General features: G+C 60.5%; 29 protein-coding genes and 1 other RNA gene. 16 read left to right on the top strand and 14 right to left on the bottom strand.

Annotation, left to right across the window (positions count from 1 at the left end):
• Positions 1 to 18: 18 nt before the first annotated feature.
• The gene (gene rpmE, locus DDE77_RS13120) at positions 19 to 240 is read right to left on the bottom strand and encodes a 50S ribosomal protein L31 (RefSeq protein WP_108397929.1); all 222 of its coding nucleotides are present in this window, start codon (positions 238 to 240) and stop codon (positions 19 to 21) included.
• Between the two features lie 222 nt (positions 241 to 462).
• On the opposite strand from rpmE, the gene DDE77_RS13115 reads away from it, so the two are divergent.
• Complete coding sequence (locus DDE77_RS13115) at positions 463 to 2280, top strand: ABC transporter ATP-binding protein (protein ID WP_108397928.1); 1818 nt, start codon at positions 463 to 465, stop codon at positions 2278 to 2280.
• A 150-nt stretch (positions 2281 to 2430) separates the two neighbouring features.
• Here the strand turns inward: DDE77_RS13115 and DDE77_RS13110 are convergent, their stop codons facing one another.
• The 7 genes from DDE77_RS13110 to DDE77_RS13080 form a co-directional block, all read right to left on the bottom strand.
• Positions 2431 to 3456, bottom strand: a complete 1026-nt coding sequence (locus tag DDE77_RS13110) for a peptidoglycan -binding protein (RefSeq protein ID WP_108397927.1) — start codon at positions 3454 to 3456, stop codon at positions 2431 to 2433.
• A 3-nt stretch (positions 3457 to 3459) separates the two neighbouring features.
• A complete protein-coding gene (locus DDE77_RS13105; RefSeq protein WP_108397926.1) occupies positions 3460 to 4446 on the bottom strand; it encodes a flagellar motor protein MotA in 987 nt (328 codons plus the stop codon).
• Positions 4447 to 4651: 205 nt separating this feature from the next.
• A complete protein-coding gene (locus tag DDE77_RS13100; protein ID WP_108397925.1) occupies positions 4652 to 5446 on the bottom strand; it encodes an inositol monophosphatase family protein in 795 nt (264 codons plus the stop codon).
• Positions 5447 to 5448: 2 nt separating this feature from the next.
• The gene (efp, locus tag DDE77_RS13095) at positions 5449 to 6015 is read right to left on the bottom strand and encodes an elongation factor P (protein WP_108397924.1); all 567 of its coding nucleotides are present in this window, start codon (positions 6013 to 6015) and stop codon (positions 5449 to 5451) included.
• Between the two features lie 118 nt (positions 6016 to 6133).
• Entirely contained in the window at positions 6134 to 7267 is a 1134-nt protein-coding gene (locus tag DDE77_RS13090; RefSeq protein WP_108397923.1) for a tetratricopeptide repeat protein, read from the bottom strand.
• On the bottom strand, positions 7264 to 7866 hold the full coding sequence (locus DDE77_RS13085) for a thiamine phosphate synthase (protein ID WP_108397922.1): 603 nt from the start codon (positions 7864 to 7866) through the stop codon (positions 7264 to 7266). The genes DDE77_RS13090 and DDE77_RS13085 overlap by 4 nt, the downstream gene beginning before the upstream one ends.
• A 155-nt stretch (positions 7867 to 8021) precedes the next feature.
• Positions 8022 to 9050: a class I fructose-bisphosphate aldolase gene (locus DDE77_RS13080; RefSeq protein WP_108397921.1), complete on the bottom strand. Its 1029-nt coding sequence runs from the start codon at positions 9048 to 9050 to the stop codon at positions 8022 to 8024.
• Positions 9051 to 9231: 181 nt separating this feature from the next.
• On the opposite strand from DDE77_RS13080, the gene DDE77_RS13075 reads away from it, so the two are divergent.
• Complete coding sequence (locus DDE77_RS13075; RefSeq protein ID WP_108397920.1) at positions 9232 to 10062, top strand: aldo/keto reductase; 831 nt, start codon at positions 9232 to 9234, stop codon at positions 10060 to 10062.
• 9 nt (positions 10063 to 10071) lie between these two features.
• Here DDE77_RS13075 and DDE77_RS13070 read toward each other — a convergent pair whose 3' ends face one another.
• From DDE77_RS13070 to tkt, 4 genes are all read right to left on the bottom strand, one after another.
• Positions 10072 to 11274: a phosphoglycerate kinase gene (locus tag DDE77_RS13070; RefSeq protein WP_108397919.1), complete on the bottom strand. Its 1203-nt coding sequence runs from the start codon at positions 11272 to 11274 to the stop codon at positions 10072 to 10074.
• 68 nt (positions 11275 to 11342) lie between these two features.
• Positions 11343 to 11873 carry a putative glycolipid-binding domain-containing protein gene (locus DDE77_RS13065; RefSeq protein WP_157959821.1) on the bottom strand — a complete coding sequence of 177 codons (531 nt, stop codon included), beginning with the start codon at positions 11871 to 11873 and terminating at the stop codon, positions 11343 to 11345.
• 49 nt (positions 11874 to 11922) lie between these two features.
• Positions 11923 to 12930, bottom strand: coding sequence for a type I glyceraldehyde-3-phosphate dehydrogenase (gap, locus tag DDE77_RS13060; RefSeq protein WP_108397917.1), 1008 nt, complete (start codon positions 12928 to 12930; stop codon positions 11923 to 11925).
• A 45-nt stretch (positions 12931 to 12975) separates the two neighbouring features.
• The gene (gene tkt / locus DDE77_RS13055; protein WP_108397916.1) at positions 12976 to 14949 is read right to left on the bottom strand and encodes a transketolase; all 1974 of its coding nucleotides are present in this window, start codon (positions 14947 to 14949) and stop codon (positions 12976 to 12978) included.
• Positions 14950 to 15127: 178 nt separating this feature from the next.
• Between tkt and DDE77_RS13050 the strand changes: the two genes are divergently transcribed.
• Both DDE77_RS13050 and DDE77_RS13045 read left to right on the top strand, forming a co-directional pair.
• Positions 15128 to 15418: a DUF4164 family protein gene (locus tag DDE77_RS13050; RefSeq protein ID WP_108397915.1), complete on the top strand. Its 291-nt coding sequence runs from the start codon at positions 15128 to 15130 to the stop codon at positions 15416 to 15418.
• A 1-nt stretch (position 15419) separates the two neighbouring features.
• The gene (locus tag DDE77_RS13045) at positions 15420 to 15797 is read left to right on the top strand and encodes a cell division protein ZapA (protein WP_108397914.1); all 378 of its coding nucleotides are present in this window, start codon (positions 15420 to 15422) and stop codon (positions 15795 to 15797) included.
• Here DDE77_RS13045 and DDE77_RS13040 read toward each other — a convergent pair.
• Positions 15794 to 16693, bottom strand: coding sequence for a lytic transglycosylase domain-containing protein (locus DDE77_RS13040; protein WP_157959820.1), 900 nt, complete (start codon positions 16691 to 16693; stop codon positions 15794 to 15796). The two genes, DDE77_RS13045 and DDE77_RS13040, sit on opposite strands and share 4 nt — an antisense overlap.
• A gap of 122 nt (positions 16694 to 16815) precedes the next feature.
• Between DDE77_RS13040 and DDE77_RS13035 the strand changes: the two genes are divergently transcribed.
• From DDE77_RS13035 to DDE77_RS13005, 7 genes are all read left to right on the top strand, one after another.
• The gene (locus tag DDE77_RS13035; protein WP_108397912.1) at positions 16816 to 17073 is read left to right on the top strand and encodes a type II toxin-antitoxin system ParD family antitoxin; all 258 of its coding nucleotides are present in this window, start codon (positions 16816 to 16818) and stop codon (positions 17071 to 17073) included.
• A 19-nt stretch (positions 17074 to 17092) separates the two neighbouring features.
• Complete coding sequence (locus tag DDE77_RS13030) at positions 17093 to 17350, top strand: type II toxin-antitoxin system RelE/ParE family toxin (protein WP_210204391.1); 258 nt, start codon at positions 17093 to 17095, stop codon at positions 17348 to 17350.
• 35 nt (positions 17351 to 17385) lie between these two features.
• A non-coding RNA gene (gene ssrS, locus DDE77_RS13025) (6S RNA) lies at positions 17386 to 17542 on the top strand.
• 23 nt (positions 17543 to 17565) lie between these two features.
• Positions 17566 to 18153 (top strand): 5-formyltetrahydrofolate cyclo-ligase, encoded by a 588-nt coding sequence (locus DDE77_RS13020; protein ID WP_108397910.1) that lies wholly within the window; start codon positions 17566 to 17568, stop codon positions 18151 to 18153.
• Complete coding sequence (locus DDE77_RS13015) at positions 18150 to 18974, top strand: TIGR00282 family metallophosphoesterase (protein WP_108397909.1); 825 nt, start codon at positions 18150 to 18152, stop codon at positions 18972 to 18974. Before DDE77_RS13020 ends, DDE77_RS13015 begins: the two co-directional genes overlap by 4 nt.
• Positions 18975 to 19116: 142 nt before the next feature.
• Positions 19117 to 20532 carry an alanine/glycine:cation symporter family protein gene (locus DDE77_RS13010; protein WP_108397908.1) on the top strand — a complete coding sequence of 472 codons (1416 nt, stop codon included), beginning with the start codon at positions 19117 to 19119 and terminating at the stop codon, positions 20530 to 20532.
• A gap of 96 nt (positions 20533 to 20628) precedes the next feature.
• A complete protein-coding gene (locus DDE77_RS13005) occupies positions 20629 to 21375 on the top strand; it encodes a YebC/PmpR family DNA-binding transcriptional regulator (RefSeq protein WP_108397907.1) in 747 nt (248 codons plus the stop codon).
• Between the two features lie 46 nt (positions 21376 to 21421).
• Here the strand turns inward: DDE77_RS13005 and DDE77_RS13000 are convergent, their stop codons facing one another.
• Positions 21422 to 22204, bottom strand: a complete 783-nt coding sequence (locus tag DDE77_RS13000) for a GGDEF domain-containing protein (RefSeq protein ID WP_108397906.1) — start codon at positions 22202 to 22204, stop codon at positions 21422 to 21424.
• A gap of 334 nt (positions 22205 to 22538) precedes the next feature.
• Between DDE77_RS13000 and ruvC the strand changes: the two genes are divergently transcribed.
• The 5 genes from ruvC to ybgC are packed head-to-tail and all read left to right on the top strand — an operon-like array spanning position 22539 to position 25900.
• Positions 22539 to 23045, top strand: a complete 507-nt coding sequence (gene ruvC / locus DDE77_RS12995; RefSeq protein ID WP_108397905.1) for a crossover junction endodeoxyribonuclease RuvC — start codon at positions 22539 to 22541, stop codon at positions 23043 to 23045.
• Positions 23042 to 23662 carry a Holliday junction branch migration protein RuvA gene (gene ruvA, locus DDE77_RS12990; RefSeq protein ID WP_108397904.1) on the top strand — a complete coding sequence of 207 codons (621 nt, stop codon included), beginning with the start codon at positions 23042 to 23044 and terminating at the stop codon, positions 23660 to 23662. The genes ruvC and ruvA overlap by 4 nt, the downstream gene beginning before the upstream one ends.
• Entirely contained in the window at positions 23659 to 24702 is a 1044-nt protein-coding gene (ruvB, locus tag DDE77_RS12985) for a Holliday junction branch migration DNA helicase RuvB (RefSeq protein ID WP_108397903.1), read from the top strand. The genes ruvA and ruvB overlap by 4 nt, the downstream gene beginning before the upstream one ends.
• Positions 24699 to 25505, top strand: a complete 807-nt coding sequence (locus DDE77_RS12980) for a metallophosphoesterase (RefSeq protein WP_245895246.1) — start codon at positions 24699 to 24701, stop codon at positions 25503 to 25505. Before ruvB ends, DDE77_RS12980 begins: the two co-directional genes overlap by 4 nt.
• On the top strand, positions 25502 to 25900 hold the full coding sequence (ybgC, locus tag DDE77_RS12975; RefSeq protein ID WP_108397902.1) for a tol-pal system-associated acyl-CoA thioesterase: 399 nt from the start codon (positions 25502 to 25504) through the stop codon (positions 25898 to 25900). The genes DDE77_RS12980 and ybgC overlap by 4 nt, the downstream gene beginning before the upstream one ends.
• The last annotated feature ends 46 nt before the right edge of the window (positions 25901 to 25946 follow it).

Below are 25946 nucleotides of genomic sequence, written 5' to 3'. Positions count from 1 at the left end.
TCTCGCAAGAGGATCGGCTTAGATGCCGAGGCCCTTAAAGCGCTCCTTGAAGCGGGAAACGCGACCGCCGCGATCCAGCAGCTGGCCCGTGCCGCCGGTCCAGGCCGGATGGGTCTTGGGATCGATATCGAGCTGGAGGGTGTCGCCCTCTTTGCCGTAGGTCGAATAAGTCTGGTATTTGGTGCCGTCGGTCATAACCACGTTGATCAAGTGGTAGTCCGGATGAGTATCAGCCTTCATCGGTGTTCGCCTCAAATCAAACGGGCGCCGCAGCGCCCGGAGAGCATCTAAAACTGGTGTTGGCCGCTTCATACAGAAAGGTACGCCGGTCCGCAAGAGCATGGGCGCGGCAAATTCACGCCGGACAAAGCGGTTGCCCGCTGCTTGCGCAGTCCTTATATCGGGCGCGGAGCACGGCCCGGCTGATCCGGACCCTCTTAACGAGTGGCGAAACCCCGAGCGATGACAGACCAGGCCGTTCCGGTTCAGGCCGAATCCCCCAAGATTGCCCCCAAGGCCGAGCAACCCAAGCGCAAGCTGCAGCCCTTGCGGCGCCTTTTGCCGTTTGTGCTGCGCTATCCCGTCCGGCTTTCCCTAACGATCCTGTTCCTGCTGGTCTCGACCATTGCGTCGCTGGCTATTCCAGCGTTTTTAGGCGGGGCGATCGACCAGGGGTTCGTGGCGCGAAACCTGGAAAATGTCGGCCGATATGGCTGGGTGATCATTGGCATTGCGGCCGTGATGGGCCTTGCCAGTGGTGCCCGCTTCTACTTCATCTCCGTGGTGGGTGAGCGTGTCCTGGCCGATCTGCGACAAGCCGTGTTCGTGCATCTGCTGCAGCTCGATGCGCGCTATTTCGACACCAACCGCGTGGGTGAACTCACCAGCCGGCTTAATGGCGACGTCGGGGTGATCCGGGCCGCTGTGGGCTCGAGCTTTTCCCTTGCGCTGCGCTCGATCGTGACCATCACCGGCGCGCTGATCATGATGTTCTTGACCAGCCCGACGCTGACTTTGGCTGTGGTGATCATCGGGCCCTGCTTGGTGCTGCCGATTGTTGCTTTCTCCCGCCGCTTGCGCCGCATGTCCCGCCGCACGCAGGACGCCCTGGCCGATCTCTCCGCCATGGCAACCGAAATGCTGGGAGCAACGCGTACTGTTAAGTCCTTCACCCAGGAAGATGTGCAGGCGAGCATTTATGGCGCCCGCACCGAGGATAGCTATCAGGCGGAGATCAAGCGGCTGGGTGCACGATCCATCCTGGTTGGCATGGTCATTTTCTTGGGAACAGCCGCCATCGTGTTCCTGGTGTGGTGGGGCGCCCGTGCGGTGTTCGACGGCACGGTTACGGCAGGCCAGCTGGCACAATTCATGATCTATGCCCTGATGGCCTCGAGCTCGCTCACCAATTTCAGCGAAGTTCTTGGCATGCTGCAGACCATTGCCGGATCCACCGAACGGCTGACCGAAATCCTTGATACCGAAGCTACCATCAAGGATCCCGCTCATCCGGTTGCACTGCCAAACCCGCCCCTGGGCACCGTCACGTTCGAGCACGTGCACTTTGACTATGATACCGGAGGCTCCGAACAGGTGCTGACGGATCTAAGCTTTTCTGTCGGCTCAGGGCAAACCGTGGCCCTTGTCGGTCCATCGGGATCGGGCAAGTCGACGACCCTCTCGCTACTGCAGCGCTTCTATGATGTGACAAGGGGCTCCATCAAGGTTGATGGGGTGGATATCCGGGATGTCCGCCTACTCGATCTGCGCCAGCGCTTTGCCTATGTCGAGCAGGAGCCCACCATTTTCGCCGGGACCATTGCCGAGAACATCTTGTTTGGCAAACCCGGCGCGGGCATGGCGGAGATCGAAGCCGCGGCGCGGGCCGCGCTCGTGCATGATTTCGTAGTGGAACTGCCACAGGGCTATGACACGCTTGTCGGTGAGCGCGGCGTTATGCTCTCCGGAGGACAGAAACAGCGCCTCGCCATCGCCCGTGCCATCCTCAAGGATGCCCCAATCTTGCTTCTGGATGAAGCCACCAGCGCGCTAGACGCGCAAAGCGAGCGCCTCGTGCAGATTGCGCTGGAACATCTAATGCGTGGCCGGACGACCTTGGTGATCGCCCACCGCCTGGCAACAATCCGCGACGCCGACAAGATCCTCGTGCTCGATGCCGGACACATCATCGATCAGGGCACGCATGACGAGCTGGTCGCCAAGGGCGGGCGCTATGCGGAACTCGCGAGACTGCAGTTCCGGATGGATGATCTGGGCTAGATTTGCATTCGAACGCGGGTGGGTCGTGCCCTCATGGCGCGCTATCGCGCCACGAGAGCTAAGCGCCGGTTGTTGCCATCGCCTTGTCCTCCGACAAGCTCAGGATGAGGCGTGATTCACCTCTGAGCGAATGCGGCTAAAGCTCCTTGATCATCCCTCTGTCAACTTGAACTCGATGCGCCGGTTGCGCCGGTAAGCTTCTTCGGTCGTGCCCGGGTCGATTGGTGTGAATTCGCCAAAGCCTGCTGCAACCAGCCGGCTCGGCGCTACGCCCTTGCTGACCAGATATTGGGCCACCGAAATGGCACGGGCAGCTGACAGCTCCCAGTTGGAGGGGAAACGTTCATTGGAAATCGGGCGGCTATCGGTATGTCCATCAATGCGCAGCACCCAATTGATGTCCTCGGGAATTTCGTTTTCCAGTTGCAGAATGGCCTCCGCCAGAGCGTCGAGATCCGGCAAGCCGCCCTCCTGCACATCGGCCTGGCCGGGGTCGAACAACACTTCGGACTGGAACACGAAGCGGTCGCCGACGACACGCACATCAGCACGGCCTTCGAGGATTTCCCGCAAGCGGCCAAAGAAGTCCGAACGATAGCGCGAAAGATCCTGCACGCGTTGGGCGAGCGCCAGGTTCAGGCGGCGGCCGAGGTCTGCGATCTGGGTGCGAGACTGTGTGTCACGTGCCTCTGATGCTTCCAGCGCAGCTTCCAGGGCGCCAATTTGCGTGCGGAGCGCCGCCAGCTGCTGGTTCAGCAAGGCGACCTGCGCGTTAGCTTCGTCCGACAGTTCCTGGGCTTCGGCAAGATCGTTCTGAAGCCCGGCTATGGCTTGGTCCTTGCCGTCTATTCCGGCGCCAATGCCAGCCAGTTGTGAGCTCAGGCTAGCGTTTTCCTGCTGAGCGCTGCCCAAGGTCGCCGTGAGCTGCGCGATCTGGGTATTCAGATCCTCTGAATTGCTGCGCTCCAGCTGCAGCGATTCGGTTAGTTCAGCGATCTGGCTGTTGAGCCGCGCCAGCGCGGTGTCACGTCCTTCGAGTTCCTGCCCCAGGAAAAACTGGGTCAGCATGAACAGCGAGAGCATGAAGATGATGACGAGCAGGAGGCTCGACAGGGCGTCCACAAAGCCCGGCCAATAATTGGACTCGATGCGCCGCCTGGAACGCGCTCCGGGCATGGGCTAGTTCCGCCGCTCGGTATCGGCCTGGGTCAAAACGGCTTCTATCAACTCGCGCAGCTTTTTGTTGGTTTCGCCCTGCTCGTCGATATAGCGACGCAGATCGTCCTGCTCGGTTCGCATGTGCTTGACAAGACCGTCAATGCCACGCGCCAGTTCGGCCATGGCGCGGATGGCATTCTGGCTCGAGTTCTGATTCTGCATGGAATTGCCGAGCTTGTCGAACATGGCCTGCATGTCCGGTCCGCCCGCATTAGCCTGCATGGCCGAGACGGGATGATCGAGCTCAGTCATGGAAGTCATCCAGTCTTCAAGGTCGGTATAAAAGGCATTCTGCGCCTGGCTGGTCTGCAGGTCCAAGAAGCCCAGCACCAGTGATCCGGCGAGGCCGAACAGGGATGACGAAAAGGCTGTGCCCATGCCTGCCAGCGGCGCCGCTAACCCTTCGCGCAGGCTTGCAAACTGCGAAGCGGTGTCCCCACTTGAAACATCGAGCGTGTTGATAACTGCGGCGACGGAGGTAACCGTTTCGAGCAGGCCATAGAACGTACCCATCAGCCCAAGGAAAACCAAAAGGCCCGTCAGATAGCGGGACGTATCCTTGGCCTCGTCCAGGCGATTGCCGACGGAATCAAGAATGGAGCTCATTGAGGAAGGGGTAATCACCGCCTCCCCGATCCGCTCGCGCAGAAGGCCTGCCACCGGTGCCAAGAGAATGGGCGGCCGGACAGACGAGACATTGCCTTCCTGAAGCGAATTGACCCATTTCACCTCGGGAAACAGGCGGATGACCTGCCGGAAGCTGAGGAAAATGCCAATAAACAGGGCAAAAAAGATCATCGAATTGATGAACGGGTTCGCCCAGAAAAATGTCACGATGGTGCTGAACAAAATGGCGGCGACCAACGCCACCAGCACCAAAAAGATCAGGATTTTAATGAGGTAAACGAGAGGGCTGGCGAGGTGGTACGGGTCATAGCCTTGCGTCATCTTGCCTTAAACCTTGCCCCCGAACTTCAAATCACTCCGGCGCAGACTAAAGAGAGCGCCGTGCCAAGACAATCCCTAGGGTTAATGGGCAATAACGCCCAAATTCTCCTCAATAGCTCATCAAAAGCCGGGCCAGAATGGCCACCCGCGCACCGGCGCAGGCTCGGCATGTGGTCGCTTGAGCGCGCGGCATTGGCCGGCCACCTTAATTGATCGGGCGCAGTTCCTTGAGCAAGGCTGGCTGGAGAATCTCGTTGCCAGCAACAATCTGGCCGTTCCACACCGAGCCCGTGCTGCCCGCGAAATCGGAAACGAAGCCACCGGCCTCCTTGACAGCTAGGAGCCCTGGCGCCACGTCCCAAGGTGCAAGGCCGGCTTCCCAGAGGGCATCGAAGCGGCCGGCTGCGAGCCAGGCCATGTCCATGGAGATCGAGCCCGAGCGGCGAATGCCGGCAACGGCCGGATTGATATGGGCAAGCTGGCGCAACTGCAGGCCATCATTGGCTGTGCCCTGCGTCTTGATGCCGGTGGATATCACGGCCTCGGACAGCGAGCGGCGGCTTGCGACGCGCAGGCGCCGGCGATCGTTGAGCCAGGTGCCGCCGCCTTTTTCAGCGGTGTAGAGCTCGTCCAGCACGGGATTGTAGATCACCGAAGCAACGATCTCGTTGTTGCGTTCGAGCGCAATGGCTATGGCAAACAGCGGGATGGAATGGAGGAAATTGGTCGTGCCATCGAGCGGATCGATGATCCAGCGATGCTGTCCGTCGGTGCCGGCAACCTCGCCGCCTTCTTCCATGAGGAAGGCATAGGTTGGGCGTGCCTTTTGCAGTTCGCTGAACACGATCTGTTCGGCGCGCAGATCCGCCTTGGAGACGAAATCGGCCGGGCCCTTGCGGGACACCTGCAGATTTTCGACTTCGGCGAAATCCTTGGTCAGCGACTTGCCGGCCTTGATGGCCGCGTTGACCATCACATTGAGAAGTGCAGAACGTGCCATGATCAATCAGCCCGGCGCATGTAAGTGGCTTCAGTGGTGTCGACGACGATGCGCTCGCCCGTCGCGATGAAAGGGGGCACCATGACCCGCAAGCCATTGGCCAGAATGGCTGGCTTGAACTGGTTGGATGCCGTCTGGCCCTTGACCACGGGATCGGCCTCGGTGACTTCCAGAACCACGTTGGGCGGAAAGCGGATGCCCAAGGGCGTGTCTTCGTGCATTTCTAGCGTGATCTTCATGCCGTCCTGGAGGAACGCGGCGCGCTCGCCCACGAACTCCCTGGGAAGTTCCACCTGCTCGTAGCTGTCCTGGTCCATGAAAACGAGGCTCTCACCCTGCTCGTAGAGATAGGTGAAGTCGCGGAATTCGAGCTCCACTTGTTCCACCGTTTCAGCCGAGCGGAAGCGCTCGTTGAGCTTGGTGCCGCCCAAAATTGCCTTGAGTTCGACCTGGGCATAGGCGCCGCCCTTGCCGGGCTTGACGTGATCAACCTTTACGGCCACCCAGAGGCGGTCCTGGTGGTTGATGACGAAGCCGGGACGGATTTCGTTGCCGTTGATCTTGGCCATGAATGCTGCTTTCGATGTCGGCTGCAAAGCGCCGCTAGAAACTCACCACAAGAAGGGGCGTTGTGGTGATGCGCTGAACCGCGCTTGGCGGGCTTATTGCCTCAGAACGCCTGCCCGTTCAAGGATTTTCCGGGGGTGGTGGAGGCTCGACTACTGCGTTGGGCGGCGCCTCCCCAGCATCGGTTGGCGCCGGCAGAACATTCGGCTCGGCAACTTGGGGAGTGGTGGCGGGTAGTTCGACGTCCGCTTCAGCTGCCTGCGTGGGTGGTTCGGACGGCCAGAAACGGGCGCGCTCCTCGGCACGAGCTAGGCTCTCGGGCGGAATGGATACGAGTAACCGATCCAACGATGGGTCGGACAAGCCTTGTCGACGCGAAAGCGAGCGCCACATCGCGGCGGTTTCAAGGTCGAGGTCAACGCCTTCACCCACTGCAAGCAGCTTGGCATAGCGGTTCTGGGCAACGGCGCTGCCCGCTTCAGCGGCACGCTGGTACCAGAGGGCGGCATCTTCGACGTTTTTTTCGAGACCCTGACCCAAATAGAGGAGCGTAGCATAGTCCACCTGCGCCGCGACCAAACCCTGCTCGGCCGCCAGCCCGATATAGCGCGCCCCTTCGGCGGGATCGGGTGTGAGCCCCGCGCCTTCGATCAGCATGGTGCCATAATCATACTGGGCCTCTGGCAGCTCGGCATCGGCCGCCTCCTTCATCAGGGAAGCAGCATCCGTGAGGCTCGGCGACGCATAGACACCTTCAACATGAAGAAGCGCCATGTTGTACTTGGCGGGGGCATAACCGGCTTCGGCAGCCTTGCGGAACAGTTCGGCCGCCCGGGCGCGGTTTTTGGGAACGCCAATGCCGTCCTGATAAAACAGCGCTAGCGCAAAGGTCGCAAGGTGATCGCCATTATTGGAGGCGAGCTGGTACCAGCCAGCGGCTCGCTCGTCGTTCTGGGCGACACCGAGTCCCTTGGCATAGATCTCGGCGATCAAGGTTTGCGCTGCGGCATCGCCCTTTTCGGCTCGGGGCAGGGCGAATTCGAGCGCGGTCAGGAAATAGCCGCGCTGAAAAGCACCAAAGGCATAATCAGCAGGCGCACGAGGCCCAAGGTTCTCGGTGCTTCCTGGCTCGGCAGGTTCTGCGGTTTCTGACGGAGCTGGCACCTCATCGGCAGGAGGCGGGGCCTCCACCTCTTGGGCCAGGGTCGGGCCGGCGAGCAGCGCCAGCAGCAAAAGAGGGACGGACGCCTTCATGCCGAAACCTTGAGGGCATCAGCAATGGCACCCAAGGCCTCGCCGGGGGATGACGCAGACCAGATGCTGCTCGAAAGGCCAAGAAACTCGGCGCCAAGGCTGTCCGCGTTTTCGGCGCTGGCCCCCGGATCACTCAGCACGGCCGGGATCTCGAAGGTCGCCGCCCACCATTGCGCCAGTTCGGCGCCTTTCGGGTCGCTCGCGCCCTCAGTTGGGCCGAACATGAGGTAATCCACATCCATCTCGCCCAGCGTCATGGCATCGTGCCTTGTGGTGCCAGCGTTGGCACCCACGATCATCTTTGGCTTGAGCGCCGCGATGGCCCTGGCCACCGCTTCGGGCCCATCGGTGATGTGGACGCCGTCGGCGCCCAGCTTTTTGGCAAGTGCCGCATCGTTTTCCAGCAAAACGGCGCAGCCTGCCCCTTGCCCGATATTGATCACCTGCGAGGCCAGTTGAGAATAAGCGGCGTCGTCGGCCTGCCCCCGGCGCACCAGCAAAGCGGCTACTTCAGCGCTGTTGAGCACATTCATCAGCACGGTCGCGAACTTCGCAGGATCAGGATCAGCAGGGGTAACAAGATAGAGCTGGGGTGCCATAGGGGTCCGGGCAATAGCGAAGCGTGGGCTCTTCTGTCGTCCTATTTGGGCGACAAAGAGGAAGTTTGAAGCAATAGCGGGTGTGGATGGTGTGGCGCAAAGAAAAAGCGCGTCCTGCGGGGAGGACGCGCCTGATCTTGAGAGTTTCTGGGTCTTCAGGCGGCGCGGTCCAGTTCGCCGCTCCACTCGCCAAGGGCTGCCAGGGAGTTCATGTGCGCCCGGTGCGTAAATGCCGCCTGTGCTGCGGGGAAGTTCTCGCGCCGGCCTGCCCAAGTGCGCAGCGCGACATTTTGCAGCGCGCGACCGTAAGAGAAGGTGAGCGGCCAAGGCTTGCCTGGGATTTTGTTCATGGCCGATAGGTGCGCAGTGGCTTCCTCGTCGGTTTGCCCGCCCGACAGGAATGCAATGCCGGGGACGGCCGCTGGCACATGCGCGCGCAGCACTTCCACCGTGCGCTTGGCAACATCCTCAAAGGACGGGCGCTCGCGTGAATTGACACCGGGCAGCACCATATTGGGCTTGAGCAGCATGCCCGCAAGATCCACGCCAGCGAGGCGCAATTCCTTGAACGTGTTTTCCAGCACATCCCCGGTCACGGCAGCGCACCGCTCCATGGAATGGTTGCCTGGGTCACCATCGCCGACGACTTCGGGCTCAACCACCGGCACAATGCCCGCTTCCTGGCAGAGGATTGCGTAACGGGCGAGCGCATGGGCGTTGGCGCGAATATTGTTCCGGGTCGGGGCAACATCGTTGATGGTGATTACCGCACGCCACTTGGCAAAGCCTGCGCCCAACTGGGCATAGCGCTCGAGCCGCTGGCGCAAACCATCGAGCCCCTCGGTGATCTTTTCGCCGGAGTCGCCGGGCATGGGGAAAGCGCCACGGTCCACCTTGATGCCGGGGATGACATCGGCATCCGCAAGGATCGCGCGGAACGAAGTTCCGTCAGCGGCAGATTGTTCCAGCGTTTCCTCGGTGAGGATAACGCCCGAAATGTAGTGTGTCATGGCATGGGTGGAGCGGAACAGCATCTCGCGATAATCGCGGCGCAGATCCAGCGAATTGGGCAGGTTGATCTTGGCGAAGCGCTTGGCGATGGTGCCCTCGGATTCGTCTGCGGCCAGGATCCCCTTGCCGGGCTCCATGAGTTTCTGGGCGATGGCGTTCAGCGATTTTGTCATGGATCTGCCTCCTCAATGGGGTGTTAACCGGCAGATTAGACTTTCGTTCGCGGCGGATCGATTAGACCTGTGGTTATTAGACGAAAGACGGAGCTTGTATGGAAGATGAGGTGAGGGTGGGGAACACTTGCGCAGCACAGGACGTTCTCTTCGCTCCTTCCCCCCGATCGACGGATAGACCATGAGCAATCAGCCTCTCATCACCTTCAATGACGGCCATACCATTCCCCAAATTGGGCTGGGTGTATGGCAGACCCCCAACGAAGATACCGCAGAAGTGGTGAAAACAGCGCTGCAGGCAGGCTATCGCCACATCGACACAGCAGCAGGTTATCAGAATGAGCAGGGTGTTGGCGAAGGCATCAAGGCTTCAGGGTTGAAACGGGAAGACATTTTCGTCACCACCAAGGTGCGAAATGAAGACCAGGGTTTTGATACGGCGATCGAAGCGGTCCACAAGAGCCTAAAGCTGCTGGACACGCCCTATCTCGATCTGTGCCTGATCCACTGGCCTTCGCCCTGGCGCGACAAGTATCTTGAAACCTGGAAGGCGCTTGTTCAGCTCAAGGGCGATGGCAAGATCCGATCGATTGGCGTCTCCAACTTCGAGGCCGAACATCTCGAAAAGATCATCGGCGAAACCGGCGAAACACCGGTGCTCAATCAGATCGAGCTCCATCCCCGCTTCCAGCAAAAGGCCCTGCGCAAGGTCAATGCGCGCCTCGACATCGCAACGGAATCCTGGAGCCCATTGGGGCAGGGCCAGTTGCTAGAAAACCAGGTTATCACGGCGATTGCCAAAAAGCATGGCCGCAGCGCCGCGCAGATCATTATCCGCTGGCACCTCGACAGCGGCCTGATCGTCATCCCCAAATCCGTGACGCCAAGCCGGATCGTGGCCAATTTCGATGTTCTGGACTTTACTCTCGACGCCGAGGACATGAGCAAGATCGAGGCGCTGGATGAGGCAGGCGGCCGCATCGGACCGGACCCGATGACAGCCACCTTCTAAAACCCGATCCTATTTCTTGAGCGCATCGACGCCGGGGAGAGGCTTGCCTTCCATCCATTCAAGGAAGGCGCCCCCGGCGGTCGAAACATAGGTGAAGGCGTCCTTGACACCGGCATGGGCAAGAGCGGCAACGGTATCACCGCCCCCCGCAACAGAGACCAGCTTGCCGTCATGGGTGCGCTTGGCGACATGTTTGGCTACGGCGACCGTGCCAGCATCGAAGGGGTTCATCTCGAAAGCGCCCATCGGGCCATTCCACACCACGGTGTTGGCATCGTCGATGGCACCCTTGATGCGTTCGATCGAGGATGGACCGATATCAAGGATCATCCCGTCGCGGTCGATGGCATCAACACCATAGAGACGGGTAGGCGTGTCGGCCTTGAAGTGCCAGGCCACTACCGCGTCGATTGGAAGGATAATGGCGCAGCCGCTGTCGATCGCCTTGTCCATGATGCGCAGGGCGGTTTCGGCCAATTCCTTTTCGGCCAGCGACTTGCCGACGCCATAGCCTTGAGCATGAAGGAAAGTGTTGGCCATGCCACCACCGATCACCAGCGCATCGACCTTGGTTACGAGGTTTTCCAGCAGATCGATCTTGGAAGAAACCTTGGCGCCGCCGACGATGGCGACAACGGGCTTTTTGGGCTTGCCCAGGCCTGCTTCGAGCGCCTGAAGTTCGGCTTCCATGGCCAGACCCGCAGCTGCCGGCAGCAGGCGGGCCAGCGCTTCCGTCGACGCATGGGCGCGGTGGGCAGCAGAGAAAGCGTCGTTCACATAAACATCGCCAAGGCTTGCCATGCGCTTGGCAAGCTCGACGTCATTGGCTTCTTCGCCGGGATGAAAGCGCGTGTTTTCCAGGATCAGCACGCAGCCGGCACGCGCGGACTCGATTGCCCTCTGTGCGCCCGAAATGTCGGTCCAGTCGGTTGCCACAAAGCCCACAGGGTGGCCTGTGGCGTTCGCCACGGCTTCGCACACCTGCTCCAGGGAAAACTCGGGATCGACTTTGCCCTTGGGTCGGCCGAAATGAGAGAGCAGGATTGCTTTGCCATCCTTCTTGACGATCTCACGGATGGTGGGCACCAACCGCTCGATACGGGTGGCGTCGGTCACCTTGCCGTCTGCTACGGGAACATTGAGGTCGGCCCGCAGCAGTACCCGCTTGTTGGTCAGGTCGAGTTCATCAAGCGTCTTGAAGGTCGCGGTCATTGAAGGAGCCTCCCCGTGGATCTGTGTTCGCCGTGGCGTAGCAGAGAGGGCTGCCAGGGGGAAGGGGCTCAGTCGGCGCGTTCGAACAGGCCCGGGTAATTGAGGACGATCATATCGGCGTCAACTTCCAGAATGCGTTCGAATTCTGCAGTCTGGAAGCGGAAGTGCGTCAAATCGATCCTGCAATAGATCTGCTCCTGGCGAACAACGCTCATCTCATCAGCGTCGATCCAGGCCATGGCGAAACGCTGCGGCTGGTTATCACTCCACTCCGTGCGCCAGAGGGGTAGTGAATTGGTCAGTGGCGTTGGCCAGATATCAATATCACTGCAATTACGCAGGGCAGGCAGGGGCTCGGCCCGGTCATCCGACCAATTGCCGGCGCCATCAGAGAAAAGCTCCAACACTGCGCCGTCGGTGCGCTCAAGCTTGAGGGTGCGGATATGTTCCCGGTCATCAAGTTTGATGCGGTAGAACAGGCCATATTCGGGGGTGATGATCGTGCCACGGATACGCGTGTCGCGCTCGGTCGAGATGATGTGGCAATGCTCGAGCGTTATTGGATCAAGGCCGCGCCAGCGAATGGATCGATCAAGCACCTTTGCCCCCAAAGCAGAACCGGCGGGGAGTGCCCGCCGGTTCAGGAGATCAGAGCGTCTTGCCCAATGCAACGGCCGTATCGGCCATGCGGTTGGAGAATCCCCATTCATTGTCGTACCAGCTGAGCACTGACACGAAATTGCCGTCCATGACCTTGGTCTGGTCCAGCGCCATGGTCGAGGAATGCGGGTCGTGGTTGAAGTCGATCGACACGTTTGGATGCTCTGTGTAGCCCAGCACGCCTTTGAGTTCGCCATCGGCATAGCGGCGCACGGCATCGTTGATTTCCTGCGCTGTCACATCGCGTTTGGAAATGAACTTGAAGTCCACGCAGGACACGTTCGGCGTCGGTACGCGGATCGACACGCCATCGAGCTTGCCCTTGAGTTCGGGCAGCACAAGGCCGATGGCCTTGGCAGCACCGGTCGAGGTCGGGATCTGCGAGAGCGCTGCCGCGCGGCCGCGATAAAGGTCCTTGTGCATGGTGTCGAGCGTGGGCTGGTCACCGGTATAGGAATGGATGGTGGTCATCATTCCCTTTTCGATGCCGAACTCCTTGTGCAGCACATAGGCCAGCGGCGCCAGGCAATTGGTGGTGCACGACGCGTTGGAGATGACGACGTGATCCTTGGTCAGCTGCTGGTGGTTGATGCCATAAACCACCGTCAGATCGGCGCCATCGCCGGGGGCCGAAATGATCACCTTCTTGGCGCCGGCCTTGAGGTGGGCCGATGCCTTTTCCTTGGATGTGAAGATGCCGGTGCATTCGAGAGCGATGTCGATGCCCATCTCGCCATGCGGCAGTTCTTCGGGGTTGCGGACGGCCGTAACCTTGATCGGACCGCGGCCCACATCGATGGTGTCGCCGTCAACGGTCACAGTGCCGGGAAAGCGGCCATGCACGCTGTCGAAGCGCATCAGGTGGGCATTGGTCTCGACCGGACCGAGGTCGTTGATCGCAACGACTTCGATGTCGGTGCGGCCGGATTCGATGATGGCGCGCAGGATGTTGCGGCCGATGCGGCCGAAACCATTGATGGCGACGCGGACTGCCATTGGAGGCTCCTTGAAATGGGAGGAGGGAGGAGGGCTGGCGCTCTCTTACAACTGTGCGGTGACCGCTTCAACAACGGCCTTTGCCGTAATGCCGAAGTGGGCATAAAGGTCATCGATCGGGCCTGAGGCACCAAACGAGCTCATGCCAACAAAGCGGCCCTTGTCGCCAAGGAGCTTGTTCCAGCTCATTTCGATGCCGGCTTCAACCGCAACGCGGGCCTTGGCCGAACCCAGCACTTCGGCCTTGTAGGCATCGGACTGCTTGGCAAAGAGCTCCATGGACGGAACCGAAACAACACGCGCCGAGATACCCTTCTCGGTCAGCTGCTTTTGCGCCTCGACAGCGATGGCAACTTCCGAACCCGTGGCGAAGATGATCGCATCGGCATTGCTTTCACCCACAAGGGTATAGGCACCCTTAGCCGACTTGTTCTCGGATGTATACTCGGTCCGGACGGTCGGCAGGTTCTGGCGCGACAAGGCGAGGATCGACGGATGGTTCGCCGTTTCCATGGCGATCTGCCAGCACTCGGCGGTTTCCACCGCATCGGCCGGGCGGAACACGAGAAGGTCCGGAATGGCGCGCAGAGCCGACAGGTGCTCCACGGGCTGGTGCGTCGGGCCGTCTTCGCCCAGGCCGATGGAATCGTGTGTCATGACATAGATCACGCGCTGGCCCATGAGCGCCGATAGGCGGATCGACGGACGGGCATAATCGGTAAAGACCATGAACGTGCCGCCATAGGGGATCAGCCCGCCATGCAGCGCCACCCCGTTCATTACGGCAGCCATGCCATGCTCGCGAATGCCGTACATCATGTAGCGGCCGGAACGATCATCTGCGGTGAAGGGCTTGGTGTCGGGCGTATTGGTCAGATTGGAATGCGTCAGATCAGCCGAGCCAGCCAGTGCCTCGGGCACCGCCTTGGTGATGACTTCGAGCGCCAGCTGCGAGGCCTTGCGCGAAGCGACCTTTGGCTTTTCCTCGCTCAGCTTCTTTTTATGCGCATCCATGGCGGCGGCGAAATCGGAGGGCAGGGTGCCGGCCATGCGACGCTCGAACTCGGCACGGTTCGGAGAAGCGGCCAGGCGCGACTGCCATTCGCCACGCACGTTCTGCGAACGGGTGCCAGCAGCGCGCCATGCGTCCAGCGTTGCCGCGGGGATCTCAAAAGCCGGGTAGGTGATGCCCAGGGCGGCCTTGGCGCCGGCCAGTTCCTCGGCACCGAGCGGAGCGCCATGCACTTTTTCGGTGCCGGCCTTCTTGGGCGCGCCGAAGCCGATCGTGGTCTTGGCAGCAATCAGCGTCGGCTTGTCGGAATTCTTGCTGTCGAGCAGCGCCTTTTCGATCGCGGCCTGGTCATGCCCGTCGATTTCCACGGTGTTCCAGCCAGAGGCCTTGAAGCGGGCGATCTGGTCGGTGGAGTCGGAGTTGGACACCGCGCCATCGATGGTGATGGAATTGTTGTCCCAGATCAGGGTCAGCTTGTTGAGCTTGAGGTGACCGGCCAGCGCGATAGCTTCCTGGGAGATGCCTTCCATCAGGCACCCGTCGCCAGCAAGGCACCAGGTGTGGTGGTCAACAATGTCCGAGCCGAATTCGGCGGCGAGCTTGGCTTCGGCAATCGCCATGCCCACGGCATTGCCGACGCCCTGGCCCAACGGACCGGTGGTGGTTTCAATCCCTTCGGCGTAGCCAAATTCGGGGTGGCCAGCAGTCTTGGAGCCGAGCTGGCGGAAGTTCTTGACCTGGTCGATGGTCATGTCCTTGTAGCCCAAGAGGTACAGGGAAGAATAAAGCAGCATGGAGCCGTGGCCGGCCGAAAGCACGAAGCGGTCGCGATCAGCCCATTTGCTGTCGGCGGGATCAAACTTCATCACCTTGGTGAACAGCACGGTGGCGATGTCGGCGCATCCCATGGGCAGGCCCGGGTGACCAGAATTGGCTTTTTCGACCGCGTCCATCGACAGCGACCGGATTGCGTTGGCCAGTTCGTTTTGCTCAGCTGTGTTGGTCATCGGATGCGCTTTCTCGGGCTGGTATCTGGGGAGAAGAGGCTCTCAAACCCTGCTCCCAAAGGCGAGTTGGAGGCATAACAGGTTCGGATTGCCTGTCAATGACGGCAGGTTGCATTCACCTGTCTGGTAAGGCACCCTGAGGCGCCGCAGGTGTTCGGCATGAAGGACCGTAAGTGCAATGAGTGACACGGAACCCCAGGATGGGCTGGCCGCGGCGCAGGCGCGGTTCGAGGCTGCCATGGCGCGGCTCGATCGCAGCGTGAGAGATCTGGGTGCCCGCATGCGCCAGCTCAACCGCATTGAGGTCGATACCCAGCGCCTCGTGCATGAACGGGCACGCCTTGCCACTGAGCTGGACAAGACAGCTGCCCGGGCCAAGCGGCTCGACGACAGCGCCCATGACGTGTCGCGCCGGCTGGTCGAGGCGATGGAAACCGTGCGCGAAGTTTTGGCCAAAGCGGAGAGCTGACATGCCTGAAGTCAATGTCGAGATCAATGGCCGCAAATACCGCATGGCCTGCGAAGAAGGCCAACAGAAGCATCTGATCGGCCTTGCCGAGCGTTTCAATGCACAGCTCGAGGGTCTCAAAGGCGCCGTGGGCGAGATCGGCGACAATCGTCTGACCGTTATGGCCGGCATTGCCGTTGTAGACGAATTGGCCGAAGCCGAGCGCCGGATCAAGGAGCTAGAAGACGAGGTTGGCATGTTGACCCGTGCCGGTCAGGAAGTTGCTGCCGAGATCGAAGCGCTCGAAACCAAGTTCGCTGACAGGTTCAACAGCGCCGCCCAGACGCTGGAGAGTGTCGCGGGTATCCTGGATGAGACGGCCCCGCTACCACACAGCTAGCCGCCGTTTTTCTGAACAATGCAATTGCCGCCTGCGGCGAGGAGCTTGTTGCAGAATTCTTGTGCGGCCTTCCTTTCGGGAAAGCCGATCTGCGCCGAGTAGCGCGTGCGCGTGCCAATGCTCAAATTGCGCGTGGTGATCAGCAGGAGGTCTTTGCCCTCCAGCAAATCGGGAAAGCGCCCTTGCGCCCGCACGAAAGCGGCACGCGCGATGTCGGGCGAGAAATTCTGCGCGAGGAGCACGCCCCAGGGCTGCCATTGAGCAGCCTTGGGCCCAAAGGTTGGCATTGGAACGGCCCTGGCCATGTCAACGCAGGCGTCCTGGAACGGCTCTTCGGGGTTGAGCGCGTAATCGGCGGGCTCGATCTCTTCGCCAAGCCAGTAATCTACCGGTCGGCCCGTGATGATCGAAACATAGGCCCGTGTTTCTCCCGCAACGCCTCCGCCAGTGACAAAGCGAGCGACACGGCCCTCGCCTCCATTGTAGGCAGCAGCCGCCAACCCCAAATTGCCGAATTTTTGTTCCAGGAAGCGCAGATATTCCGCAGATTTTGCCAAGGCTTCTGCCGGATCAAATGGATCGCCGAGTTTACGCAAGCGGGCGGTGCCGGGCATGAACTGAGCAATGCCTTGCGCCCCCACGGGGCTGATGGCGCGTGGATCGAAGCGGCTTTCCTGCCAGATCAGGCGCGCGAAAAAGCCTTCGGGCAGGCTGAAATGCTTGGCATAGGTCTCGATCGCGGCGCAGACATCCTCCGTGTAGCTGGCTTCGCTGATACAGATCTCCTGTTCGCCAAGCCGGTGGCAGGTCGTGGCTGGTTCCTCCTCCTTTTCTTGAGCGATCACCTGCAGGGGATGAAGAAACAGGATTGCCACCAGGGCGATCAGCCATCTCATGATTTTGTCCCGTGCGTTCGGCATGTTGCTTGCAACAAACCTCCCATGACGCGCCGGTTCCTTGAGGATTGTTGGCAAAGTTTGCCAAAGGTGTAAGATCGGGGCATCAAGGGAGTTCCGCCATGGCTACAATGAATGTCTCGCTACCCGATCAGATGAAAGAATGGGTCGAGGAGCAAGTCAAAACGGGGCGATATGGCAACAGCAGCGACTACGTCCGTGATCTCGTACGCAAGGATCAGGAGCGCGCCGAAGCAGTCGAGGAGTTCGACCAACTCATACAGGAGGGTTTGGACAGCGGGATAAGCGAGCTAACAGTGGAAGAGGCTTTCACTCAGGCGCGTCAGCGCGCCATGAAGGGCCTCAAGAATGAGGATTAGGCTCACCTCAAGGGCTGCAGTGGATATCGAAAGGATCTATCTGGAGAGCGCAAGGCAGTTTGGCGTTGCACAGGCTGACTTGTATCAGCGCGGATTGATGGATAGCATCGCGGTGATTGCTGATCATCCTTTTCTGGCGCATGAACGAACCATGTTCCGCAAACCAGTGCGCATCCACACCTATCAGTCCCACGTCATCGCTTATCTGGTGGACGATTCAGGCGTGCTCATTGTGCGTATTTTGCACGCTCATCAAAATCTTCGCAGAATACTCTGAGCGGCTTTGCACTAGCGCACGAACACCCTATATTAGCCTTGCTGCCCGGTGCGTGAGGATACCAATATCCCCGGGGCCTTAATCGATCCTAAGGGAGCTGTCCCTGACCGGACCCGTGGGTCCGGACACACGGCGCCCACCTACGTGAGTAGGTTCCCGGGATCGTCATCCCACGGCCAGGGTGGCACCTTATTTTACGCAGGTAGCGACACTGCATGGTGGACGTCGACATCGGGCAAGCCAAATCAGCCTTGCGCCTCCAGGCTCATGCTGCCCGTGCGGCGCTATCGCCGACAGAACGGGCCGAGGCCTCTGCCGCAGTAGCCCGTTTGTTTTTTGATAACATCAAGCCGTATCCCGAGGACGTTATTGCGGCCTTTTGGCCCATTCGAGACGAACTCGATTGCCAGCCCATCATGGTGCGCCTCATGGAGGCCAATTACACATTGGTGTTGCCTGCTGTGCTTGAGCGCGAGCAGGCGCTGGAGATGAGGGTGTGGGAGCAGGGCGCTTCGCTCTATGCAGCTGGCTTCGGGACGCTTGCGCCTTCCCCCTTGGCTCCGACGGTGGTGCCCGATGTAGTTCTGCTTCCGCTGCTCGGATTTGACGCTTTGGGCACGCGCCTGGGATATGGTGGGGGTTATTACGACAGGACACTGGCGTCATTGCCAAAAAAGCCTAAGCTTGTTGGCCTCGCCTTTGCCGCACAGGAACTGCCCTTGATCCCGCGTGAACCGCATGATGTAGCCCTTGATATTGTGATCACCGAAGCCGGTGTGCGCCAGTTTGGCCCCTCCGCATGAGGCTTTTGTTTCTGGGCGATGTTATGGGCCGCGCCGGCCGTGATGCCGTTGCCGAGCGACTGCCGGGCATTATCGAGCGCTATGGCTTTGATTTCGTGGTGGTGAACGGGGAGAACGCCAGCCATGGCAAGGGGCTGACCGAAGCCCATTTCAATGCCATTCGTGCTGCCGGCGCTGATATCGTGACCCTTGGCGATCATGCGTTCGACCAGCGCGAGACCATTTCCTTTATCGAGCGCGAAACGAGCCTGGTCCGCCCCATCAACATGCCGCCGGGCACGCCAGGGCGCGGGGCCATGTTTGTTGAAAGCCGCGGCGGCTATCGCGTCCTTGTCATCAATGCTCTGGGCCGGGTGTTTATGCCACCCATGGACGATCCCTTCCGGGCCGTTGAAGCGGCCGTTGCCGCTTGCCCCCTGGGTGAGCAGGCTGATGCGATCATCGTTGATTTCCATACCGAGGCTACTTCGGAAATCCAGGCCATGGGCCATTTTCTTGATGGCAAGGTCAGCCTTGTTGTTGGCACCCATACCCATATTCCGACGGCCGACCAGCGCATCCTCCGCGGCGGAACGGCTCTAATGGCGGACGCCGGCATGTGCGGCGACTTCGACTCTATTATCGGCACCGATACCGAGGAGCCGCTCAACCGTTTCCTGACCGGTATTCCCAACAGCCGCTTCAGCCCAGCCGATGGTGAAGCGACCCTTTGTGGGGTCGCGATTGAAACTGATCCGCGCACCGGCCTTGCGCGCAAGGTCCTGCCGGTTCGCCTCGGCGGCTCCTTGGCCCAGGCGGAACCCGATTTCGACCAAGCCTAGAACAAGCGGCAAGAATCCCCTGCCGGTGGAACACCTTCCGCCTCTTACGACTTAGGTTGACACGTCGACCGGCTCAGTGCAGTTCCAACACCCGCCTCACCCGAGCATTGTCGTGCGCACAAGCCTCGGGAGTTGGCACGCCATGGACAGCATCATCAATTTCATCAATGAAATTTTGTGGGGCTATGTCCTGATCTATGGCCTCCTGGCGGTGGGCCTGTTTTTCACCATTCGCCTCGGCTTCGTGCAGTTCGTGCACTTTCCCGAAATGTTCCGATCCGTGCTGGGATCCAAGCAGAACGACAAGGCCGGCATCACCCCGTTCCAGGCCCTGTGCACCAGTCTTGCCTCTCGCGTCGGCACTGGGAATCTGGCTGGCGTTGCGGTGGCACTTTACCTGGGGGGACCTGGCGCCCTGTTCTGGATGTGGGTCGTGGCCTTGGTCGGCATGTCGACGGCCTATGCTGAATCCACCCTTGCCCAGCTCTACAAGATCAAGAACGAGAATGGCGACTATCGCGGCGGCCCCGCCTTCTATATCGCGCGGGGCCTCAGGGCGCCCTGGGCCGGCGCTGTATTTTCCGTTTGCCTGATCCTGGCCTTCGGGCTCGTGTTCAATGCCGTTCAGGCAAATTCCATAGCCGATGCGTTCCAGGGGGCCTTTGGCGTCGACAAGCTCTGGGTCGGCATAGCGTTGGCGGTGGTCACTGCCGCCGTGATCTTTGGCGGTATCAAGCAGATCGCGCGTGTCGCTGAATTCATCGTGCCCTTCATGGCGGCCATCTATCTGCTGGTCGCGCTCTATGTTGTTTTCACCAATATTGCCGAAGTCCCCGCGCTGCTCGGCATGATCGTACAGGAGGCGTTCGGGCTGGGTGCAGCGACCGGCGGCATAGCGGGCGCCATGCTCAATGGGGTCAAACGAGGCCTCTTCTCCAACGAAGCTGGCATGGGCTCGGCGCCCAATATCGCAGCCGTCGCGACGCCCCAGCCGCATCATCCATCCTCGCAAGGCTTTGTGCAGGCGTTGGGCGTGTTCATCGATACCATCCTGATCTGTACCGCCACGGGGCTGATGATCCTGCTCTCGGGCGTCATGGTGCCTGGGAGCGAGCTCACCGGCACGCCGCTGACCCAGGCAGCCATGACCGTTCATATTGGCGGCATGGGGCATTACTTCATTGCCATCGCCATCCTGTTCTTTGCCTTCACCTCCATCATTGGCAACTATTCCTATGCCGAGAACGCCATGACCTTCCTCAAGCTCGGCAACCGCGTCGGCCTTACGGTCCTCCGGATCGGCGTTCTCGTCATGGTGGTCTGGGGCGCCTATGAGAGCGTTGCCACGGTGTTCAACGCCGCCGATGCCTCGATGGGCCTCATGGCAACGGTCAACCTTGTTGCTATTGTCCTGCTGTCAGGCACGGTGGCCAAGCTAACCAGGGATTATGCGACCCAGCGACGCTCGGGCAAGTCACCGCTCTTTCATGCTGCCGATTATCCCGAGCTCAGTGGCAAGATCGATCTCGACATCTGGAACCGCAAGGACCCGGGTTAAGCAGCTTCGATCCGCGTAAGCCGCCGCTTCACAAGCGCCCTGCGCTTGCCTATAACGCGCCACCGATCCAGATTTTCATAGACGAAGGGGTGACCGATGGCCGGCCATTCACATGCCAAGAATATCATGCACCGCAAGGGCAAGTCCGACGCGGCGCGCTCCAAGGTTTTCTCCAAGCTTGCCCGTGAAATCACAGTGGCTGCCAAGATGGGCATGCCCGACCCTGCGTTCAATTCGCGCCTGCGCCTGGCTGTTGCCAATGCCCGCTCCCAATCCATGCCCAAGGACAATATTGACCGCGCCATCAAGAAGGCGATGGGCTCGGACGGTGAGCACTATGACGAAATCCGCTACGAGGGCTATGGCCCTGGTGGTGTTGCAATCATCGTCGAGACCCTGACCGACAACCGCAACCGCACCGCGTCCAATGTGCGCTCCTATTTTTCCAAGAATGGCGGCGCCTTGGGCGAAACTAATTCGGTCGGCTTCATGTTCGACAAGGTCGGCGAGATCACCTATCCGCTGAGCGCCGGCTCGGAAGACAAGGTCATGGAAGCGGCCATTGAAGCTGGCGCCGACGATGTCGAGAGCGACGAGGAGTGGCACTATATTACCACCTCTTTCGAGGCGATGGTGGATGTTGCGGCAGCCCTCGAGAAGGTTCTGGGCGAAGCCGAGTCGGTCAAGGCCGTATGGAAGCCGCAAACCAATACGCCGATCGATGCGGAAAAAGGCGCGACGCTGATGAAGCTGATTGCAACGCTTGAAGAAGACGATGACGTGCAGAACGTTTATTCGAACTTCGAAATGAGCGACGAAGACGCGGCCAAGCTCGACGCCTAAGTTCCGGCGCTCCAATCAAAAGGCAGCACGCGAGTGCTGCCTTTTTTCATGCGCTGTATTTGAGCTCGATATAGGGATGATCGTTCATGTGGACGATGGTGACGCGATTCCGGCCCGTTTGCTTGGCGCCATAGAGCCGCTGGTCCGCGACGCGGAACAATTCCGAAAAGCTCGCCGTGCCCTGGTAAACCGCGCCGCCAATACTCACCGAAAGGCTCCGTTTCCGCCCGTTTGGCGCAAAATCCGCAAGGCCCACGGCGCACCTGATCCGCTCGGCCACGATCTCGGCGTCCTGCCTATCGACGCGGGGCAGGTAAACCGCAAATTCCTCGCCACCCATGCGACCTACAAGATCGCCGGCGCGCAGGGTCGAGCGGATCGACTGGGCGATCAGGGTCAGCGCTTCGTCGCCGACATCATGGCCAAACATGTCGTTGATGGCTTTGAAATTATCGGCATCGATCATCAGGAGCGCGCCGGTGCTCTCCGGATCCTGTTCGGCCAGCAGGGCCGAAACCTTGGCGGTGAAGGCGCCGCGGTTCATGCACGAGGTCAGGCTGTCAGTCCGCGCCACCAGGCCCAACCGCCGATTGGTTACAGCCAGTCCCCGCATGCGCAAGCTGAGATAGAAAAACAGCGGCACGCCCATCAGCGTGGGCAGCACGACGGCGCTTACCAGGGACCGATGCAGCGCCTCCGCGCCAAGGTCGCCGAAATAAACAGCGTTGAATCCCACTGCGACAAGGATGCAGCCGAATGTTCCGAACAGCGTCCAGCGCGCCACGCTGGAGCGGCTCTGGAGCGAATTGATGGATTTGGCAGAGAGCATTGCATTCGGTACCTGTGGCTGAAACAATTTCTACCTCGCCCGAAAAGGCTAGGGGCGTTCCCGAAGAGGCTTCAGCTCTGTCCGACCGAGCCTCCGAAATGTTCTCCTGTCAGGATTGTTTCGATGTGTCGTATCGGCAAGCCTAGGGTCCATGAGCTGGCTGTCATGTTTATCTTCTCCTGCAATCCCGAGCGGCAAGCTACCCAGCCGTATTGAAGATGGCCTTGCCGCATCCCCTGCAATTTTAACGATCGGCTGTTATCCCCAGCTTCTTGTTGCCTTTTTGTTCACATATGGCTTTGTAGTTTCGGCGTCCTGGAGGTAAGGACACGGCATGAACGCAACAACGCGAATCATCGGGATCGACCCTGGGCTGCGCCGTTGCGGCTGGGGCGTCATCGAAACCTTGGGCAATCGGTTGAGCTATGTCGCCTCCGGCACGGTGACGCCGCCTCATGAAGGCTCGCTGGCCGAGCGGCTGGCCATTCTCTTCGCAGATCTGGGCGACGTTCTGGATCGGTTTGCGCCCTCGGAGGCCGCGGTCGAGGAAACCTTTGTGAACTCGGGTCCGCGCTCAGCGCTGATCCTGGGACAGGCGCGCGGCGTGGCGCTGCTGGCCCCCGCCGTCCGCCGCATCGATGTGTCCGAATATGCCACTAATCTTGTTAAAAAATCTGTGGTCGGAACGGGCCACGCCGACAAGACGCAGATCCAGCTGATGGTGAAAACCCTGCTGCCTGCCGCTGACTTCAAGGGTGCGGACGCCGCCGACGCGCTGGCCGTTGCCATCTGCCATGCCCATCATCGCGTCGCCAATATGCGGCTGAAAGCTCTCACATGATCGGCAAGCTTAAGGGCCTGGTAGACAGTTTCGGCGATGATTGGGTGCTGATCGACTGCAATGGCGTCTGCTACGAAGCCTTTTGCTCCGGCCGCACCCTTCAATCCCTTCCGCGAGCGGGCGAGGCGGCGGTTGTGTTCATCGAAACCATTGTGCGCGAAGACATGATCCGGCTCTATGGCTTTGCCACGCAGAGCGAGAAGGCCTGGTTTAACCTCCTGATGACCGTTCAGGGCGTTGGCGCCCGGGTAGCCCTTTCCATTCTATCGGTCCTCTCGCCTACGGAATTGTCGAGCGCCATTGCCTTGCAGGACAAGGCCATGATCGGGCGCGCCAATGGCGTTGGCCCCAAGCTCGCCGTTCGCCTCATCACCGAGCTCAAGGGCAAGGTCCCCGAGGGCGGAGGCGCCATTGATGCTGGCACGCTTGGCTTGCAGGCAGCGCTTGGGGAGGGTGTTGCGCCCAGTACCGTAGCGGACGCGGTTTCCGCGCTCACAAATCTGGGCTATTCCAGCGCCCAGGCGTCGGCCGCGCTGGCGCGGATCGTGGCGCGGGACGGGGAAGGCATGCCAACCGAAAAGCTTATCCGGCTGGGCCTGCGGGAGTTGAGTAGTTGACCGACCTGACCTCCCCATCCGCCGGTCGCGACGAACCGCTCGACGTTTCGCTGCGCCCCTCCGGCTTTTCCGAATTCGTCGGCCAGGCCGCCGCACGGGCAAACCTTGAAGTCTTCATCAAGGCCGCCAAGCAGCGCGGCGCGGCGCTGGACCATGTGCTTTTCGTTGGTCCCCCAGGCCTTGGCAAGACCACGCTGGCGCAGATCATTTCGCGCGAGCTGGGCGTCGGCTTTCGCGCCACGTCGGGCCCGGTGATCGCCAAGGCCGGGGATCTGGCGGCGCTCCTCACCAATCTTGAAGATCGTGACGTCCTTTTCATTGACGAGATCCACCGGCTCAATCCCGCCATCGAGGAAGTGCTTTATCCCGCAATGGAAGACTTCCAGCTCGATCTGATCATCGGGGAGGGGCCTGCCGCCCGTTCCGTGCGGATCGACCTGGCGCGGTTCACCCTTGTGGGCGCCACCACGCGCGCGGGCCTGCTGACGACCCCCTTGCGCGATCGCTTCGGTATTCCCGTGCGGCTCAATTTCTACACGCCCGAAGAACTGGTGCAGATCGTTACCCGCGGCGCACGGCTCCTGGGCATGCCCATGGCTGCCGATGGTGCCCTAGAGATCGCCCGCCGCTCCCGTGGCACGCCGCGTATTGCCGGCCGGCTCCTGCGCCGGGTCACCGACTTTGCGCTGGTTGAAGGAGCAGGGGAGATCACCCGCGCCATTGCCGACAAGGCGCTCTTGCGACTCGATGTTGATGCTCGTGGGCTCGACCAGTTGGACCGCCGCTACCTCACTACCATTGCCGATTTCTACAATGGCGGCCCGGTTGGCATTGAAACCATTGCCGCAGCTTTGAGCGAGCCGCGCGACGCCATCGAGGAAATCGTCGAGCCCTATCTCATTCAGCAGGGCTTCATCCAGCGCACGCAACGCGGCCGTATGCTGACTGGGCTTGCCTTCCAGCATATGGGACGAATCGTGCCGCAGGGCTTTGTCGGCCTTCAGACATCGCTTTTTGAAGATGGGGAGAGTGACGCGTGAAGCCAGCGGTGCATGTCGCACGCTACGCTCCGCAAATCGGCCGCTGGGCGGATCAATTGCGCCTGCGCATCGTGATCCTGACCGATTTTCACCTGTGCGAGCCGTTCATGAACGCGCGGCGCCTTGGCGCCATCTGCGCCCAGGCCAATTCCTTGGGCGGCGATCTGATCCTGCTGCTGGGGGATTTCCTTTCCGGTCCGCGCTTCAGCAGGCCAGTCAAAGGAGATTGGACGGCCCCGCTCAAGACCCTGTCGGCGCCCCTGGGCGTTCATGCGATCCTGGGCAATCACGACTATGATCGCGAGGCTGAACGGGGCACCACCGCCGTCGAGCGCGCGCTCATTGCAGCCGGCATTCCAGTCTACGTCAATCATGCCAAGCGCATCGCACATGGTGGCCAAGGCTTCTGGCTGGCAGGCCTTGGCGATCAATACGCCTTCTTGCCCGAAGGTTCATCGCACCAACCCGGCTATGGCGCCGATGATCTTCCCGCCACCCTGGCGCAGGTTACAAGCGATGAGCCCCTTCTGCTGATGGCCCATGAGCCCGACATCTTTGCCGAACTCCCCGACCGCGTCGCCCTGACCGTGTCCGGGCATACTCATGGTGGTCAGGTGAAACTCTTTGGCCATGCCCCCGTGGTCCCTTCGCGCTTCGGCAAGCGGTTTCTGCATGGCCATATCGTGGAAGACGGCCGCCATTTGATTGTGTCAGCCGGACTTGGTTATTCCAACCTGCCGATCCGTTTCGGCGCACCTGCCGAGATCGTGGTCGTGGAACTGGGCGGCGGGAGAGGCGCATGAGCGCGCATAGCTTTCCTGTCCGCGTCTACTACGAAGACACGGATTTTTCGGGCAATGTCTACCATGCCGCCTATCTGAAATTCTTGGAACGTGGCCGCACCGAATGGCTGCGGGAAGCTGGGATCCACCATCACGAACTGGCTCAGAAAGGCATAGCCTTTGCCGTTCGCTCCATGGAGATCCAATTTGATGGCGCGGCCCATATCGACGATCTTCTTGTGGTACAGACTGTGATCAAAACCATCACCGGCGCTCGCCTGCTGCTCGCGCAAACCATCTTGCGCAGCGACAAGGTGCTCACCCGCGCCGAGGTTACGGTTGTCGCCATCAAGACCAGCGGCGGTCCCACGAGAATGCCGCCCGAGATCACGACGCGCTTTGCAAACCTGGCATAGCGCTCTGCCCGGCAGCGCATGCCTGCCGGAGTGGGTTTATTAACCT

The sequence above is a fragment of the Devosia submarina genome (assembly GCF_003056345.1).
In the GTDB taxonomy this organism is placed as follows: Bacteria; Pseudomonadota; Alphaproteobacteria; order Rhizobiales; family Devosiaceae; genus Devosia; species Devosia submarina.
The sequence above is the reverse complement of the archived record's forward strand: the minus strand, read 5'-3'. Positions and strand labels throughout refer to the sequence as shown.

Coding starts and splice junctions, on each gene's coding strand:
- DDE77_RS13045 (WP_108397914.1), top strand. CDS start 15,420: ATGCCTGAAGTCAATGTCGAGATCAATGGCCGCAAATACCGCATGGCC.
- ruvC (WP_108397905.1), top strand. CDS start 22,539: ATGAACGCAACAACGCGAATCATCGGGATCGACCCTGGGCTGCGCCGT.
- DDE77_RS13075 (WP_108397920.1), top strand. CDS start 9,232: ATGAGCAATCAGCCTCTCATCACCTTCAATGACGGCCATACCATTCCC.
- DDE77_RS13105 (WP_108397926.1), bottom strand. CDS start 4,446: ATGACGCAAGGCTATGACCCGTACCACCTCGCCAGCCCTCTCGTTTAC.
- rpmE (WP_108397929.1), bottom strand. CDS start 240: ATGAAGGCTGATACTCATCCGGACTACCACTTGATCAACGTGGTTATG.
- DDE77_RS13015 (WP_108397909.1), top strand. CDS start 18,150: ATGAGGCTTTTGTTTCTGGGCGATGTTATGGGCCGCGCCGGCCGTGAT.
- DDE77_RS13110 (WP_108397927.1), bottom strand. CDS start 3,456: ATGCCCGGAGCGCGTTCCAGGCGGCGCATCGAGTCCAATTATTGGCCG.
- efp (WP_108397924.1), bottom strand. CDS start 6,015: ATGGCCAAGATCAACGGCAACGAAATCCGTCCCGGCTTCGTCATCAAC.
- DDE77_RS13050 (WP_108397915.1), top strand. CDS start 15,128: ATGAGTGACACGGAACCCCAGGATGGGCTGGCCGCGGCGCAGGCGCGG.
- DDE77_RS13080 (WP_108397921.1), bottom strand. CDS start 9,050: ATGACAAAATCGCTGAACGCCATCGCCCAGAAACTCATGGAGCCCGGC.
- DDE77_RS13090 (WP_108397923.1), bottom strand. CDS start 7,267: ATGAAGGCGTCCGTCCCTCTTTTGCTGCTGGCGCTGCTCGCCGGCCCG.
- DDE77_RS13115 (WP_108397928.1), top strand. CDS start 463: ATGACAGACCAGGCCGTTCCGGTTCAGGCCGAATCCCCCAAGATTGCC.
- DDE77_RS13040 (WP_157959820.1), bottom strand. CDS start 16,693: ATGAGATGGCTGATCGCCCTGGTGGCAATCCTGTTTCTTCATCCCCTG.
- DDE77_RS13005 (WP_108397907.1), top strand. CDS start 20,629: ATGGCCGGCCATTCACATGCCAAGAATATCATGCACCGCAAGGGCAAG.
- DDE77_RS13000 (WP_108397906.1), bottom strand. CDS start 22,204: ATGCTCTCTGCCAAATCCATCAATTCGCTCCAGAGCCGCTCCAGCGTG.
- ruvA (WP_108397904.1), top strand. CDS start 23,042: ATGATCGGCAAGCTTAAGGGCCTGGTAGACAGTTTCGGCGATGATTGG.
- DDE77_RS13085 (WP_108397922.1), bottom strand. CDS start 7,866: ATGGCACCCCAGCTCTATCTTGTTACCCCTGCTGATCCTGATCCTGCG.
- DDE77_RS13035 (WP_108397912.1), top strand. CDS start 16,816: ATGGCTACAATGAATGTCTCGCTACCCGATCAGATGAAAGAATGGGTC.
- DDE77_RS13100 (WP_108397925.1), bottom strand. CDS start 5,446: ATGGCACGTTCTGCACTTCTCAATGTGATGGTCAACGCGGCCATCAAG.
- ybgC (WP_108397902.1), top strand. CDS start 25,502: ATGAGCGCGCATAGCTTTCCTGTCCGCGTCTACTACGAAGACACGGAT.
- tkt (WP_108397916.1), bottom strand. CDS start 14,949: ATGACCAACACAGCTGAGCAAAACGAACTGGCCAACGCAATCCGGTCG.
- DDE77_RS13010 (WP_108397908.1), top strand. CDS start 19,117: ATGGACAGCATCATCAATTTCATCAATGAAATTTTGTGGGGCTATGTC.
- DDE77_RS13070 (WP_108397919.1), bottom strand. CDS start 11,274: ATGACCGCGACCTTCAAGACGCTTGATGAACTCGACCTGACCAACAAG.
- DDE77_RS13020 (WP_108397910.1), top strand. CDS start 17,566: ATGGTGGACGTCGACATCGGGCAAGCCAAATCAGCCTTGCGCCTCCAG.
- gap (WP_108397917.1), bottom strand. CDS start 12,930: ATGGCAGTCCGCGTCGCCATCAATGGTTTCGGCCGCATCGGCCGCAAC.